The organism is Sphaerospermopsis sp. LEGE 08334 (assembly GCF_015207205.1).
Taxonomy (GTDB): domain Bacteria; phylum Cyanobacteriota; class Cyanobacteriia; order Cyanobacteriales; family Nostocaceae; genus Sphaerospermopsis.
On record NZ_JADEXH010000047.1, the window covers coordinates 1 to 15,931 of the forward strand.

Here is a 15,931-nt window from a genome sequence, read left to right on the forward strand (position 1 = left end):
AACTGCTCAAAATAATTAGCGTAGGGAGTACCCACCAAACCGATCAACATGGAAGGAATAGCCAACACCAACAGAGGTAGAGTCATTGTCCAAGGAGACTCATGAGGTGAACTGCTGTGGTGTCCATGTCCATGACTTTCTAACTCACCTTTTTTCATTGCTCCTGGTCCAAAATTAGGTTGTAATTCCAAACCTAACTTAGCAGCAGCAGCATCTTTGAGCATGGTTTTGATTTTCTCATCATTACCCCGGAATTTGCCCTCAAATGTCGAGAAATACATTCTAAACATATAAAAAGCGGTAATACCGGCAGTCACCCAACCAATAAACCATAACAGAGGGTTAGCTGCAAAAGCCGCGCCGAGAATTTCATCTTTTGACCAGAAACCAGCAAAGGGAGGAATACCGGAAATTGCCAAACATCCTATTAAAAAGGTAAAACCGGTTGCGGGCATATATTTCCGCAGTCCACCCATTAAGCGCATATCCTGAGCTAAAACAGGGTCATGGCCAACCACTGCTTCCATACCGTGAATAACTGAACCTGAACCCAAGAACAGCATCGCTTTAAAGTAAGCATGGGTCATCAGGTGGAATATACCCGCACTGTAAGCGCCTACACCCATTGCCATCACCATGTAACCAAGTTGGGAAATGGTGGAGTAAGCGAGTCCTTTTTTGATGTCGTTTTGGGTAATAGCGATCGTCGCCCCCAAAAATGCTGTAAATGCCCCAGTGAAAGCGATCACGTTCATTGCTGCGGGGACGTGTTCAAATACTGGGTACATCCGGGCAATGAGGAAGACACCAGCCGCCACCATTGTTGCTGCGTGGATGAGGGCGGAAATAGGTGTAGGACCTTCCATTGCGTCTGGTAGCCAGACATGGAGGGGGAACTGGGCAGACTTGGCCACTGGACCGAGGAAGACCAAAATGGCGAAGAGGATAGCCAGGAAATTGCTAATAGAACCGGTTTCTACCAATTCACCCAGGCGATCGCCCATGATTGTAAAATCAAAGCTGCCTGTTGCCCAAAATAGCCCCAGAATGCCGAGTAATAAACCAAAGTCACCGACGCGGTTAGTTACAAAAGCCTTTTGACAAGCATCCGCTGCCGCCTTGCGATCGTACCAAAAACCGACTAGGAGGTAGGAACACATCCCTACCAATTCCCAGAAAATATAAATTTGTACCAGGTTGGGACTAACCACCAACCCCAACATTGATGAGCCGAATAAACTGAGATAGGCGTAAAACCGCACGTAACCAGGGTCATGCGCCATGTAGCCATCAGTGTAAATCATCACCAAAAAGGCTACAGTTGTGACAACCACCAACATCATAGCGGTGAGATTGTCAATTGTATAGCCCATCGTCAGGTGAAAATTACCTGCTGCTGCCCATTCAAAGGTGTGAAGATAAGGCTCATGTCCTTGATATTGACTCCACAGCAGAGCTATAGACAGCCCCATAGCTGCGCCCATGAGGGAGATAATAACCACAGCGTTTAGCTGTCGCAGTCTATTTGTTACCTGATTTAACGAGATTAATCCTAGACCTACCAGCATTGCTCCTAATAGGGGTAATACTGGAATAATCCAGGCATACTGATAGATTACTTCCATCACTCACGCCTACTTTTAAAATTCTTGACAAATTAAGGACAATGCTGTAAGAATATTCTTCTTAGGCTAACTTGTCCAGGTCGGAACTGCTAATAATTGTAAGATAACGCCAATAGTCATTAAAAATATAGTCAAGTATTTACAGCTTTCAGGAGATGAGACCTGAAGCTTGATAACTGCAAACTAAATATATTTAATTTTTCCTCAAGAAAATATAAAAACCCTTTTCAGAATCTCTGAAAAGGGTCATAAATTTTGTTAAGTTTGTTAAGGATGATTTAATATTTGAATCATGGAAAAAATTGGGTGAAGAGGAATGTTGATATAGGTAGGTTGGCGTTAGGTTGGGGTTAAAAATTGTCGTTGTGACAAATTAGAAGACAGTGGAAGAAGAAGCAGGGGAGCAGGGAGCGGGGAGCAGGGGAAGAAAAGATTTTTACCAATCACCAATCACCAATCACCAATCACCAATCACCAATCACCAATCACCAATCACCAATTAAACAGAGCGGCACTCTAAATCAGGCATGGTTGTTATACTCAAGGTGTTATGGTTGGTCATGCAACTGAGTTTAATTTCTTCCAGTGCTAGACGTAAATCATCTCTACTGCGGAAACCCTCAAGGCGTTGTCTGATCACACCCTTTTCAATTAGTAGTAAAGTTGGTAGTGACTTGAGACGATAGGTGGTAGATAGCTTGAAATTTTGATCAGCGTTAACCGCTACAAGTTTAATTCCGTTGTCGCATTGAGCTTGAAATTGCAGCAACAATGGGTGAATGATGCGACACAAGCCACACCAAGGAGCCTCGAAATTAACTAACACAGGAATTGGAGATTCTAAAACTTCTTGAGTAAATGTCCGCTCACTGACCGACAACACCATGACGCCTCTTGATTTATAAGGTTTTTATATCAAAGTAACTACCACTGATGTGAGTTGGCAAGTCAGTATTATTAGGAGTGGCTGACAAAAAAGCCAGCGCGATCAAATTCACGGTAGCTTTTTTTGATGTTTAACTTTCTGACTGCCGTTTCCTCCCCAGGAAAGTTAATCGACCAGCAAATCCCAATATTCAATCTCAAACCGACTGAGGAAACCCACACTGACAGTTGGTTTAATTCATCTTACATTGATTTAGTGGTATTTGATAAGCGGGAATTTTGATGAAATTAGTATTTTATGTTTATCTTGGGGATCACTAAAAACTACCATGATATCCTACTGGTGGCTACGATCAATAGGGGGTGTAACCACCAGAACAAACCCACAAAAATGGCAACTCCCAAATAAGCAGGACGAATAAATTCTTGCCATTTCAGAGATTGACGACCATCAAAAACTGCTTGAAAGGGAATAATTGAAGTGCGTTGTTTGACTACTTCAAAAGCTTCTCCATAGCGTTTGCTCAAACGGCGATCGCCATGCCAAACTCCAAACAAGTGATGTAGCACTAAACCCAAAGATGTAACAACAGTGAAGGTTGTACCCAACCATAGGGTATGGGCAACACACCAAATAATTTGACCCACCATTTGCGGATGACGGGTAATACGAATGATACCTGTTTCATAAAGATGGACTTGGGGCTTTTGAATAGCCGCAATTTCTAGTAGATTGAAGGTAGCAGGATATAAAAATAAAAAGGAAATTGCTGATAGTACCCAAACTACTGGTTTCACACCTGGTATATCCTGCACTTGCCACAGTTGCCAACCATCATAACGGTGATTAAAAAAGTAAGTAATTAAGATCACTGCTAAGGGTAAACTAACTAATGCAAACAAAATGCGATACAACCTTGGTCCGATGTATTTTTCAGCCCAAGGACGCAAAGCAGCACCTCCGCTGTGGGCGATCGCAAAAACTAACTGTAACCCCAGTATCACAAAATGACTGGTGGTGAACCAAGGACTAGACATCATAGACACAACTCAATTTCCGATGAAAAATTCAAAATTGAAAATAAAAGCAGCTAATATTGGTAATTATCTTGACTAATAATCACTAGATGGTAAAAGCCAAGACAGTTGATTGCACCCTTAACAGTTTATACACAAGAGGATTTTTTGCAAGATGTTGTGTTAATTTCTTTTTCAGATCACGTTTTTAAATGTCATATTTAAATGTCATAGCAGTTTTCAAGATCATTAGGAGCAGTGTATATTTTGGAATCTTTGTCAAACAAGAGTTTTCCAAAGCTGACTACTGACTACTGACTGCTGACAGCTATTACAATGCCATAAATCATGCCTAGCCCAAAAGCTATAGACCTTGATTTATTTTTAAAGCTGCTCCTTCCCAAGTTTGTGGGTTAAGCCTTATGTCTGACCTTCCTTTCACTTTAGATCAGTTACGCATTCTCAAAGCGATCGCACAAGAAGGGAGCTTCAAACGCGCCGCTGATAGTCTTTACGTCTCTCAACCAGCAGTGAGTTTACAGGTGCAAAATCTGGAACGCCAACTGGATGTCCCCTTATTTGATCGGGGTGGAAGACGCGCTCAGTTAACCGAAGCTGGACATCTACTCCTCAGTTACGGTGAAAAAATTCTCAGTCTGTGTCAAGAAACTTGTCGCGCTATTGAGGATTTACAAAATCTTCAAGGTGGTACTTTAATTGTCGGTGCTTCTCAAACTACTGGTACTTACTTGTTACCGCGTATGATTGGGATGTTTCGTCAAAAATATCCTGATGTGGCGGTACAACTTCACGTCCACTCTACCCGTCGTACAGCTTGGAGTGTGGCTAATGGACAAGTTGATTTAGCTATCATCGGTGGCGAGATTCCCGGTGAACTGGCTGAATCTTTGGAAATTGTTCCCTACGCTGAAGATGAACTGGCGCTGATTTTACCTACATTCCATCCCTTTGCTAAACTCGATACCATTCAAAAAGAAGACCTATATAAATTACAATTCATTGCTCTTGACTCCCAATCTACGATCCGCAAAGTCATTGATCAGGTACTGGCACGCTGTGATATTGATACCAGACGTTTTAAATTTGAAATGGAACTAAATTCCATTGAAGCAATTAAAAATGCTGTGCAATCAGGTTTGGGGGCGGCTTTTGTTTCTACTTCGGCGATCGCTAAAGAATTACAAATGGGTGTGCTACACTGTACCCCCATTGAAGGTGTGGTTGTCAAACGCACTCTTTGGCTGATTGTTAATCCTAATCGCTATCGCTCTAAAGCCGCAGAAGCCTTTAGTCAGGAAATTTTACCCCAGTTTGCTACCCCTGGATGGGATGGAGATGCGTTAAAATTATCACAAAAAAATCTGATGTTAAGTACATTAGAAATAGATACATCAACGTCTATTTCATCTGATCCAGAGTAAATTTTTTGTCATTAATCAGTAGTCACTCGATTTTGGATTTTGGATTTTGGATTTTGGATTAACGATTTTCCTTCCTGAAGGACAGTGGCCTATACCAAATTTTTTTTCATCTAAAATCTAAAATCTAAAATCTACAATTCCCAGTCACAAGTGTAGATAAGTAGGTGAACAGAAAAAACCGAAATATGTAACCAAAAGTAAAATATCTAACAACCTGTTCCCTGTTCCCTGTTCCCTTGTCATAACGACAATTTTTAACACCCACTTACTTAGCTAATGACTCATGACTCACAACTAACATGGAAGTTTACTGCACTCGTACCAACTGCCCCAGGCCAATCAACCATTTCGCGGATTTAGATGATGTTACAACTTTACAAACTACTCAGCAAAAATACTGCATAAGTTGTGGTATGCCACTACTTTTAGATGGTCGTTATGTACCTACTCAGTTACTGGGTAAGGGAGGTTTTGGTGCTGCCTTTTTAGCACGCGATCGCCGTATTCCGGGAATGCGCTCCTGTGTGGTTAAGCAATTCCAACCTGCTGGGAATTTAACACCCACTCAACTACAACTAGCACAACAACTCTTTGAACGAGAAGCAGAAGTTTTAGCGCAAATAGGCAATGAACATGAGCAAATTCCTGACTTATTTGCTTTCTTCCCTGTCTCTGTCTCCAGTTTACCACCAGGAAAACAAGAGCAGTTTTTTTACCTCGTTCAAGAATATATTGATGGACAAAATCTAGAAGAAGAATTACTCCAAGAAGGTAAATTTTCAGAAATCGGAGTTACACAAATACTCACGGAAATTCTCCCAGTTCTGACTTTTATCCACGAAAAAGGCATTATTCACAGAGATATTAAACCCTCTAATATTATGCGTCGTCGGGATGGTAAATTATTTCTGTTAGATTTTGGTGCTGTAAAACAAGTTGCTAATGTTCCTGGTGCTTCTACTGCTTCTACGGGCATCTATTCTATGGGTTTTGCACCACCAGAACAAATGTCAGGAAATCAAGTATTTCCCTCTACGGATTTATACGCTTTATCTGTGACTGTGATTACTTTATTAACAGGACAGGAAGCTAGTAAACTTTTTGATTCCTATACTAATGAGTGGAAATGGCGGACACAAGTTACTGTTAATGACAGACTAGCTGATATTTTAGACAAAATGCTGCTACCTGCTGCTAGTCAACGCTTTCAGTCAGCAGCAGAAGTTTTAGAAGCTCTTTCTCCACCTGCTCCTAATGTAATTCCCACAGTACCACCTTCAACAACCCAAGCACCTCCACCAATATCACAACCACAACCAATACAACCACCTTCAACAACCCAAGCACCAGCACCAATATCACAACCACCACTAAAACCAATCCCACTACAACCAAAATTTGCTACTTGGGAATTATTAGCTGGTGCTGCTTTTAGCGGGTTTGAAGGTGCATTAATAGCGATCGCCCTTTTCAGCTTATTCAAAAATCCGATCATCACTATGGCTATTTCTATTGTGATTTTGAGTGGTTTAATCTTTGCTCAAACTCAACGCTGGGTGGAAAAATTTGACTTATTAATTATCCCCGCCATTACTTTGGCAATTATATTTTTTCTCCCCTTCTTACACCGTGGTATTGTTATTCAGAACGTGGTTATTTTAGCATTGGCTTCAGCTTTAATAGCTATTGCTGTAACATCAATATTTCGTTTGATTTATAAATTAATATATTCAATAATTTAGAGAATTTTAATTGAGAAAGTTTTGTTGTTTTTTTCAACTAGCGAATTATGTTACAAAAAGAAGTTAAAGTATTACTTTTATCCCTATTGGTTACAAGTGGCATACTTGGTATTGGTATATGGTTATTTCTCCCTCAAATTTCCAGCATGACTGGTGTTAAAAATTCAGTAAATAATCAAGTAAAAAATAACAATAATCAATCAAAAATCTCCATAGAAGAACGGATTAGTTTTGGTGAAAAAATATTTAGTCCGGGTGAAGCTTCTCAACTTAAAAAAGATGGCGTGAAAGCAATAGCTAATAAAAATTATGAACAAGCGATCGCCAAATTTACAGCATCTCTAAAAGTCAAACCAAACGACCCAGAAGCACTGATATATCTGAATAACGCCCGGATTGGGACAAACAAAAACTATACAATTGTGGCCACAGTACCATTAGGAAATAACCCCAATACTGGATTAGAAATTTTACGAGGTATCGCTCAAGCCCAAAATGAAATTAATAGCAATGAAAAAATTAACGGAGTTTATTTAAAGGTAGGTATAGCAAACGATGATGATAATCCAGAAATATCTAAACAAATTGCTACTAACCTCGTCAAAAATCCAGAAGTATTAGGTACAGTTTGCTGTAATACCAGCGATGCCACATTAACAGCAGGTACAGTTTATAATTCAGGAGAACTTGTTGCTATTTCTCCGATTAGCACTTCTGTAAAAATTACCAACTTTAGCCCCTACATTTTTAGAACAGTTCCCAGCGATTTTATAGCTGCTAGAACCTTAGCAAATTACATGGTGAAAAATCTAAATAAGAAAAAAGCAGCAGTTTTCTATAATTCTCAAAGTGGTTATAGTCAGTCCCTAAAATCAGAGTTTGTTTCCTCTATGTTATTGGAAGGTGGAGAAATATCTAAAGAATTTGATTTATCCAAAGCGGATTTTAGTGCTGCTTCCAGTCTCAAACAGGCAACTGAACAAGGGGCGCAAGTATTAATGTTAGCTGCTGACACGGGAACTTTAGATAAAGCACTGCAAGTAGTTCAGGTAAATCAAAAGCGTCTCACATTACTAGGAGGAGATGATGTGTATACACTAAAAACCTTAGAAATTGGCAGAGAACAAGCAGTAGGAATGGTATTAGCAGTTCCCTGGCATATTCAAGGTAATCCCAAATCAGATTTTCCCAAAACATCCCGAAAATTATGGGGTGGTGATGTGAGTTGGCGTACTGCCCTAGCCTATGATGCTACAAAAGCCTTTATTGCTGCATTAGCAACTGATCCCACCCGTTCTGGTATTCAAAAAACTCTTGTATCTCCTAGATTTTCTGCTCCAGGTGCTGCTGGTGAAATTCGCTTTTTACCATCAGGAGATAGAAACACCTCAGTCCAACTTGTAAAAATTGTTCCTGGTAATCGTTCTCGTGCTGGGTATGATTTTGAGCCAATATCACCAAGCAATTGAAAATTGAAAATAGATTGTTAATTAAAGGTTAATCAAAAGTTAAAAATCGAAAGTTAAAAATCAGGAAGGTAGGACTTGATATCAAGTCCGGCTAATTACTTACGAGGGTTGTAGGAGTGTAGGGATAATATTTTTTATTCTGTCACCTGTTCCCTGTTCCCTTCTTTTATGAGAATGTTTGCAAAAAAAATTAATACTTATCAACCCTAAATATTTCTATATCCACTAAAAATGGTAATTTACTATGTCTCAAAAAAATGAACCATTGGTTCTTGCTATATCTTTATTGACCACAATATTGCTAATAGGTGGGGGTTTTTGGTTTTTTACTCAAAAATCAAACGTTGATTTGAATAATGTCATTAATTCTCAATCCAATAATAATTCTAATTCTAGTAATCAAACCCAACCCCAGAACACCTCAACACCACCTCAAGGTACAACTTTCGCTACTGTAAAAAATGTCCCCACAGGATTATTTAACTACGGAGGCAGTACATCTTGGGCGACGATTCGGTTGGCAATTGATCCAGTCATTCAGACAACACGGCTAGAATTTAGGCTGCGTTATGTACAACCTACTAAGGCTACTCCTGGCTCTGGTACGGGTATCCAGTCTTTAATTGATGGTCAATTAGCTTTTGCCCAGTCTTCTCGTCCGATTTTAGATGAAGAATTAACTCGCGCCGAACAGCGTGGGTTCAGACTCAATCAAATTCCTGTAGCCATTGATGGGTTAGCTGTAGCCGTAAATCCCAACTTAAATATTCCAGGATTGACAATAGACCAACTAAAATCCATATACACAGGCAAGATTAATAATTGGAATCAAGTGGGTGGACCCAATTTACCGATTAAGGCATTTACACGCCGTATTAGCGATGGTGGCACAGTTGAACTTTTTGTCCAAGACATTTTGGGTGGTCAAGCTTTTGCTTCCCAAGTCGAGTTTGTTTCTACGACCACCCAAGCCTTAAAAAAGGTGGCTGATAGTCCTGGTGGCATCTATTACGCTTCTGCTCCAGAGGTTGTTCCTCAATGTTCTATTAAACCCTTGCCTTTGGGACGCACGGCTGGGGAATACATTGCTCCTTATCAAGAACCATTGATTCTCCCTAATCAATGTCCTGAAAAACGCAATCAATTGAACATTCAGGCTTTTCAATCAGGAAAATACCCGATTACCCGGAATCTGTTTGTAGTGGTTAAACAGAATGGTCAAACTGAGGAGCAAGCCGGCGTTGCTTATGCTAACTTACTGCTAACAGAGCAGGGACAGGAACTAATTACCCAAACTGGGTTTGTTAAAATCCGCTGACACCTGCTAGTCATAGCTTCTAAAATTCCCAGAACCAACTTAGACACTTCACTTGGCTTTGTGAGTGTGTTTTAACTGGCTCTGTTAATAGACTCTGCTGGCAAGCAAATCAGATTATCCCCTTGGGTGAGGATGAGTCCACGTTGACGCAATTTACCCATCAAGCGGGTAACGGTGACGCGAGTAGAACCAATGGCGCTGCCAATTTGGGCATGGGTGAGGGGGAAAGGTAGGCAATAGCCGCGAATAACATCGGGATCGGTTTCGCTCATTGCTGGTTCTCCATATTCCTCAATTAACAAGGTGAGGAAACCTAGCAGTCGGTCAATTGTACGTCGTTGACCTAAAGCACTTAGCCACAATAGCTTGCGCTGATGTTGATATCTAAAGGCATCCATGACTTCACGGCGGAAGTGAGGCCAGTTATCCAAATCATGCCAGTACATCCACAGCACCGCAGTTTGGTCAACGTGGGCGTAAGCTTGGAGTGTAAAGGGGGACTGAGCGACGATTTCAAATGGTTGTCCTGCGCCCACAAAACCTAAAAAGGCTTCTTCAGGGGTTCTGTTAATGCGTCGAGATGTTAGCTGGCTGGCAGTAGCACTTACTTGGGCTGTTCCTACCATGCGGATTGCACCTCTCTGCACTAAATACAGCAATCCGGGTCTGGCGGGAATGCGCTCATCTTTGCTGAAGGTGCGGCAGCGGTAGTGTTCTTGCGCCCAGTCAAGAATTCGTTGCCAAGTTAAGAAAGGCCGTGATGCCTCGGAAAAAGAGGATTGAGATTGCATAGTTAACAAAGAGCGTTCGGCTGAAAACAAAGACTAAATAAAAAGGTGCAAGGAGTGTCTTTGTGTTAACAGGGTAGGCTGAACACCCAACAGCGTCAGCCATCCAAAGTGTAGAAAGCGAATTTTGCCCTCTACTCTTTTGTTATACTTCTTACTGTACAATGAGGGTAGTAAAGTTTACTAATCATTCATCGATTATTCACGAAATTTTATCCTACTCTCATTTTTCTTTACTTAGACTAAACTTCTATCTCAAGGTGGATGGAACAGGATAAAATCGTGATAACCGTAAAAGTTTGCTAAATAACTACGTGCAACATTGGCTACTATTTAAGAAGTATACCTCAATTAAACAAATAGTCCATACCCATTTCATGAATTTCCTCAGTGTTTATACCAAGGATGAGAAAATTCTATGGATCAAAAAGGGAAAACTGCCTCTATATCAAGGTACAGATGGTAAAAAAATTTTATATATTTCTAGTGTAGCTTTGCAACTTTCTCCATCTGATAATTCAAAAGCGAAACATATTGTCAAGTCAATCGCTGCTCATTTAGCAGCTTATGGTGAGTTTTTTCACGTTAAAGTTGTTCCTCCTGCTTTGATTCATATAGAACTGATTGATTCTACTTTGGCAGTTTGGTTACATAATCTAACAGTCGGTGAAACTAGCTTAGAAGGAATTGGAGGTGGGGAAGATGGGGAGACGGGGAGATGGCCAGATGGTGAGAATTACAACAATAAATTGTTTAAAATTCAATATGCCCATGCACGCTGCTGTTCATTATTGAGATTAGCTGATCGGGAGGGATTGATTCAACTGATAGATAATAGTACAGAAGTGCTAGGTTTGCTGTCTACCCAACCGATACCCTGGCTAGACTGTGATCAAAAATTGCGTCTTTATCAAGGGGATGAGGTGCGTCTGATGCACCTGTTGGTAAAAATGGTGGATGATTTGGTATTCCCTGATTCTAACACTTCAGTTAACTGGATGACAACTGCACTGAAATTGAGCGAAGCTTTTGAAAGTTTCTGGTGTAATTGTCGCATCTGGGGGGAAGTGAAAATTAATTCATTGGAGTTAGCTCAGGCTAGGTTAGGATTGCTGATTGTTACCCAGTTGGTTTTAAGGTCTGTATTAGAAAGTAAATTGGCAGTTTTTGCGCCTGTGGAGTTGTGATTGGTGACTGGTGACTGGTGATTGGTGACTGGTGACTGGGGAGAATAAGATATTACTCCTTGATCTCCTGACTCCTTCCTGCCTCCTGAGACTGCAATTGAAAAAATTTGACTGTAGCTATTGACGTGATCTGACTCCTGGGATATATTAGCTGGTGTGTGAGGAGCGAACCAGCAAGAACACCGAGACGAAACACGGTCAGTCGTCGGTGTTCTTTCTGATTTTTAGGTAGAAGTCAGGGAAATTTTAGATTTTAGATTTTAGATTGAAATTAAGAAAAATAATCCAAAATCCAAAATCCAAAATAGAACCCCCAGTCACCTGTTAAAGTAAGAATTTTTCTATGGCGATCGCTACTCCATCATTTTCTACACTGGGTGTCACCCACGTTGCTATCGCTTTTACTGGTTCTGGTGCGCTTCCCATTGCTACACCTATTCCTGCATATTCCAACATTTCTACATCATTAAAGTTATCCCCAATAGTCATTACTTGACTGCTTTCTATTCCTAACATTTCTTCTGCAAGGTAACGGACAGCAGTACCTTTGTTAACAAAAGGATTTGCTACTTCTAGGAAGGTGGCGACAGAAGTTGTCATGTATAATTCTGCGGGTGTGTATTGTAAACGTAAATCACCCATCATTTTTCTAATCAAGTCTACTTCATTACACAATGCTAAAACTTTAGTCGGGATATTATCGGTTAATGCTTGACGCAAATCACCCACAGGAAGAGGAGTCACACCACAACGTTGAGAATAGTCTGCGGTATCTGTAGTGATTTCTCGCACGTAAAGTTGATCATTAATATAGAAATGGACTGAAAGGAGCGATCGCCATTGTGGCTGTTCAAAGTAATCTAGTAATTGATGGGCAATTTCCTTAGTTACAGTTAAATGACGGTGAAGTTTACCAGTATTAGGGTCTTGAATCCAAGCACCCTGATAAGCTACTAATGGTAAATTAGACCTTACATCTTGATGAAAGCGCAAAGCTGAACAATACATTCTACCTGTAGCTATAGCTACTTGAATACCTTTAGCTTGGACTGCTTTAATAGCTTGCTGTACAGTTTCACTGACTTGGTTGTCATGGCCAGCGATCGTACCATCTATATCTAGTACCAGTAGCTTAATATCTTTTTTATTTTCAGCCTGATTGTTGATAGATGTCATAAGATGAGCAGATACATTATTTAATAATCGTCCCAGTAAGAGATTAACAGGCGATCAGCAATAGTTAAAATAGGCTATGTTCCCAAACTCGACTAATTCAGTGATTTCAGATTCTGCAACTACAACCAATCCTACTATTATCCTTGTAGATGGACATTCTTTAGCTTTTCGTTCCTATTTCGCTTTTGCTAAAGGTAGAGATGGCGGACTACGTACAAAAGCAGGTATTCCTACAAGTGTTTGTTTTGGATTTATTAAATGTTTATTAGAAGTATTAAAAAGCGAACAACCACAAGCAATAGCAGTAGCATTTGATTTAGCCGCACCGACATTTCGCCATGAAGCTGATGATAACTATAAAGCGAATAGGGCAGAAACACCAGAAGATTTTATTCCCGATATAGAAAACCTGAATGATTTATTAACAGCTTTAAATATACCGATTATTACACAACCTGGTTATGAAGCAGATGATGTATTAGGAACTTTATCACAAAAAGCATCTGCGGCTGGTTATCGAGTGAAGATTTTATCAGGAGATAGGGATTTATTTCAATTAATTGATGAAAAAAAAGGGATTACAGTTTTAAATTTTAGTCCTGAAGCTTTAAAACGTTCTGCTAATAGTATCACTGAATTTCAAGCAGAACAAGTTAAAGAAAAATTAGGCGTTTTACCTACCCAAATTGTAGATTTTAAAGCCCTTTGTGGAGATACATCTGATAATATTCCTGGAGTTAAAGGAATTGGGGAAAAAACAGCAGTAAAATTATTAAATACTTATAATTCTTTAGAGGAAATTTACGCCAACATAGATAAAATTACAGGTGCAAATCAAAAAAAATTAATTGCAGGTAAAGAAGACGCGCTACATTCTCAATATTTAGCCAAAATAGTTGTCGATGTACCTTTAGAAGTTAATTTAGAAGATTGTCAATTAACGGGTTTTGATACTGCTAATTTAATTCCCATTTTAGAGAAGTTAGAATTTAAGAAATTTTTAGAACAAATCAACGAACTACAAGCAAAATTCGGGGGAGAAGTTCCAGAAACCCAAACCGAAACTATCAAAAATAACCAGATTAATATTGCATCGGAAGAAGATGATGAACTATGGTTTTTTAGTGCGGAAGATACAGCGAATGCTGAAAAATCAAATCATGGAAAAATTCACATCCGCATTATTGATACAACAGAAAAATTAGATGAGTTAGTGAGCATTTTAGAGAAATGCACTAACCCAGAAAAACCCGTTGCTTGGGATACAGAAACAACTGATTTAGAACCAAGAGATGCAAATTTAGTAGGAATTGGTTGTTGTTGGGGAACAGGAGAAAATGAAGTTGCTTATATTCCCGTTGGTCATAAAATAGGTAATATTGGCAATAATTTAAAATTAGATGTAGTATTATCAAAACTACGTCCAATTTTAGAAAATGCAGATTATCCAAAAACATTTCAAAATGCCAAATTTGATAGATTAATTTTCAAATGTCAGGGAATTAATTTAACAGGGGTGGTATTTGATCCCATGTTAGCAAGTTATTTGCTAAATCCAGATAATACCCACAATTTAAGTGATTTATCTTTAAGATATTTGGGTTTACAGCTTACAGAATATAATGATATTGTACCCAAAACTGGGAAAAAAGAACCACAAAAAACTATTGCTGATATTGGCATAAATACAGTAGCATATTATTGTGGAACTCAAGTTTATGCCACATTTCAATTAGTTGATAAATTGCGAAATGAATTAAATCAAATACCAGCATTAGAGAAATTATTGGTAGAGGTGGAACAACCCTTGGAAACCGTTTTAGCAGAAATGGAATATACAGGGGTAAAAATTAATTCTGGTTATTTACAAGAATTGTCTCAGTTGTTAGAATCAGATTTAGCAGTTTTAGAAACAAAAGCAACAGAAATTGCGGGAGAAACATTTAATTTAGGTTCTCCTAAACAATTGAGTTATATTTTGTTTGATAAACTTGCTTTAAGTACCAAATATTCCCGCAAAATTCAAACTGGTTATTCTACCGATGCTGCAACTTTAGAAAAACTCCAAGAAGTTGATACCACAGGTTTGGTTGATGCGATTATTGAATATCGAACTTTATCAAAATTAAAATCTACCTATGTAGATGCTTTACCAGCGTTGGTACATCCCAAAAGTCAACGGTTACATACTGATTTTAATCAAACTGTAACTGCAACAGGTAGGTTATCTTCTTCTAATCCTAATTTACAAAATATTCCCATTCGTACCGCTTTTAGTAGACAAATTAGAAAAGCATTTTTACCCCAATCTGGTTGGTTAATGGTTGCTGCTGACTATTCACAAATTGAGTTAAGAATTTTGGCACATTTAAGTCAAGAACCTGTATTAATTCAAGCTTATCAAAATAATGAGGATATTCATACAGTAACAGCTAAATTGGTGTTTGAAAAAGAAGAAGTGACATCAGAAGAAAGACGTTTTGCGAAAACAATTAATTTTGGTGTGATTTATGGGATGGGGTCGTTAAAGTTTTCTCGTTCTACAGGTGTGGATAAGAATACTGCAAATGAATTTATCAAGCGATTTAATGAACGATATCCCCAAGTATTTAAATATTTGGAAAGTGTGAAAAAACAAGCTATTGCTCAAGGTTATGTAGAAACAATTTTGGGAAGAAGACGTTATTTTGATTTTACTACTAAAAGCTTGAAAGAGTTAAGGGGTAGAAATTTAGAAGAGATTGATTTGAGCAAGTTAAAAAATTTGGGTGCTTATGATGCGGGGTTATTGCGTTCTGCTGCAAATGCACCAATTCAAGGTTCAAGTGCGGATATTATTAAAATTGCAATGGTGAGAATACATGAGGTTTTAAGAAGATATCAAGCGCGGTTATTATTGCAAGTTCATGATGAATTAGTGTTTGAAGTACCTCTGCAAGAGTGGGAAGAATTGCAAATAGAAATTAAGTCAGTGATGGAAAATGCGGTGAGTTTAAGTGTTCCTTTGGTTGTTGATGTGCGTGCGGGTGATAATTGGATGGAAACAAAGTAGTGTTGCAGCCGTAAAACAAATATCTGAACATTTATAGTAAAACTTTTACAAATCCCCTCATGGTATGCTATGATTATAGTATTGAGGTCGAGATTATGTTAAGGAAGAAAGTTGTACTGTTACAGCAATTTACGGTATTATGAAGTACAGATATTAATTATAAAACCCTTGTTTCACAGTCATCTTGCCTGTTCATAGTGTACCTCATGTAGATGGAATGTGCTGTATGT

General features: G+C 39.0%; 11 protein-coding genes. 6 read left to right on the forward strand and 5 right to left on the reverse strand.

The genetic code is table 11. From position 1 onward, the window contains the following. The 3 genes from IQ237_RS21455 to IQ237_RS21465 form a co-directional block, all read right to left on the reverse strand. Window positions 1-1,625 (reverse strand): NAD(P)H-quinone oxidoreductase subunit 5 (locus tag IQ237_RS21455; protein ID WP_194058889.1); only part of this gene is annotated, 1,625 nt, incomplete at its 3' end. A 499-nt stretch (window positions 1,626-2,124) separates the two neighbouring features. Continuing rightward, a complete protein-coding gene (locus tag IQ237_RS21460; protein ID WP_194058891.1) occupies window positions 2,125-2,511 on the reverse strand; it encodes a co-chaperone YbbN in 387 nt (128 codons plus the stop codon). A gap of 323 nt (window positions 2,512-2,834) precedes the next feature. Continuing rightward, window positions 2,835-3,551: an NnrU family protein gene (locus IQ237_RS21465; protein WP_194058948.1), complete on the reverse strand. Its 717-nt coding sequence runs from the start codon at window positions 3,549-3,551 to the stop codon at window positions 2,835-2,837. Between the two features lie 398 nt (window positions 3,552-3,949). Here IQ237_RS21465 and IQ237_RS21470 point away from each other — a divergent pair, with 398 nt between their 5' ends. The 4 genes from IQ237_RS21470 to IQ237_RS21485 all read left to right on the forward strand — a co-directional run bounded on the left by IQ237_RS21470 (window position 3,950) and on the right by IQ237_RS21485 (window position 9,498). Further along, window positions 3,950-4,969: a LysR family transcriptional regulator gene (locus IQ237_RS21470; RefSeq protein ID WP_194058893.1), complete on the forward strand. Its 1,020-nt coding sequence runs from the start codon at window positions 3,950-3,952 to the stop codon at window positions 4,967-4,969. Between the two features lie 299 nt (window positions 4,970-5,268). Beyond that, window positions 5,269-6,711: a serine/threonine-protein kinase gene (locus tag IQ237_RS21475; RefSeq protein WP_194058895.1), complete on the forward strand. Its 1,443-nt coding sequence runs from the start codon at window positions 5,269-5,271 to the stop codon at window positions 6,709-6,711. A 47-nt stretch (window positions 6,712-6,758) separates the two neighbouring features. Further along, window positions 6,759-8,180 carry an ABC transporter substrate-binding protein gene (locus IQ237_RS21480; protein ID WP_194058897.1) on the forward strand — a complete coding sequence of 474 codons (1,422 nt, stop codon included), beginning with the start codon at window positions 6,759-6,761 and terminating at the stop codon, window positions 8,178-8,180. Window positions 8,181-8,424: 244 nt separating this feature from the next. Then, complete coding sequence (locus IQ237_RS21485; RefSeq protein WP_194058899.1) at window positions 8,425-9,498, forward strand: PstS family phosphate ABC transporter substrate-binding protein; 1,074 nt, start codon at window positions 8,425-8,427, stop codon at window positions 9,496-9,498. A 71-nt stretch (window positions 9,499-9,569) separates the two neighbouring features. Here IQ237_RS21485 and IQ237_RS21490 read toward each other — a convergent pair whose 3' ends face one another. Further along, the gene (locus tag IQ237_RS21490) at window positions 9,570-10,289 is read right to left on the reverse strand and encodes a Crp/Fnr family transcriptional regulator (RefSeq protein WP_096572776.1); all 720 of its coding nucleotides are present in this window, start codon (window positions 10,287-10,289) and stop codon (window positions 9,570-9,572) included. A gap of 374 nt (window positions 10,290-10,663) precedes the next feature. Here IQ237_RS21490 and IQ237_RS21495 point away from each other — a divergent pair, with 374 nt between their 5' ends. Next, window positions 10,664-11,473, forward strand: a complete 810-nt coding sequence (locus IQ237_RS21495; protein WP_194058901.1) for a DALR anticodon-binding domain-containing protein — start codon at window positions 10,664-10,666, stop codon at window positions 11,471-11,473. Window positions 11,474-11,797: 324 nt separating this feature from the next. Here IQ237_RS21495 and IQ237_RS21500 read toward each other — a convergent pair whose 3' ends face one another. Next, window positions 11,798-12,649, reverse strand: coding sequence for a Cof-type HAD-IIB family hydrolase (locus IQ237_RS21500; protein WP_194058903.1), 852 nt, complete (start codon window positions 12,647-12,649; stop codon window positions 11,798-11,800). 76 nt (window positions 12,650-12,725) lie between these two features. Here IQ237_RS21500 and polA point away from each other — a divergent pair, with 76 nt between their 5' ends. Next, a complete protein-coding gene (gene polA / locus IQ237_RS21505) occupies window positions 12,726-15,701 on the forward strand; it encodes a DNA polymerase I (RefSeq protein WP_194058905.1) in 2,976 nt (991 codons plus the stop codon). The last annotated feature ends 230 nt before the right edge of the window (window positions 15,702-15,931 follow it).

Coding starts and splice junctions, on each gene's coding strand:
- IQ237_RS21460 (WP_194058891.1), bottom strand. CDS start 2,511: ATGGTGTTGTCGGTCAGTGAGCGGACATTTACTCAAGAAGTTTTAGAA.
- IQ237_RS21465 (WP_194058948.1), bottom strand. CDS start 3,551: ATGATGTCTAGTCCTTGGTTCACCACCAGTCATTTTGTGATACTGGGG.
- IQ237_RS21470 (WP_194058893.1), top strand. CDS start 3,950: ATGTCTGACCTTCCTTTCACTTTAGATCAGTTACGCATTCTCAAAGCG.
- IQ237_RS21475 (WP_194058895.1), top strand. CDS start 5,269: ATGGAAGTTTACTGCACTCGTACCAACTGCCCCAGGCCAATCAACCAT.
- IQ237_RS21480 (WP_194058897.1), top strand. CDS start 6,759: ATGTTACAAAAAGAAGTTAAAGTATTACTTTTATCCCTATTGGTTACA.
- IQ237_RS21485 (WP_194058899.1), top strand. CDS start 8,425: ATGTCTCAAAAAAATGAACCATTGGTTCTTGCTATATCTTTATTGACC.
- IQ237_RS21490 (WP_096572776.1), bottom strand. CDS start 10,289: ATGCAATCTCAATCCTCTTTTTCCGAGGCATCACGGCCTTTCTTAACT.
- IQ237_RS21495 (WP_194058901.1), top strand. CDS start 10,664: ATGAATTTCCTCAGTGTTTATACCAAGGATGAGAAAATTCTATGGATC.
- IQ237_RS21500 (WP_194058903.1), bottom strand. CDS start 12,649: ATGACATCTATCAACAATCAGGCTGAAAATAAAAAAGATATTAAGCTA.
- polA (WP_194058905.1), top strand. CDS start 12,726: ATGTTCCCAAACTCGACTAATTCAGTGATTTCAGATTCTGCAACTACA.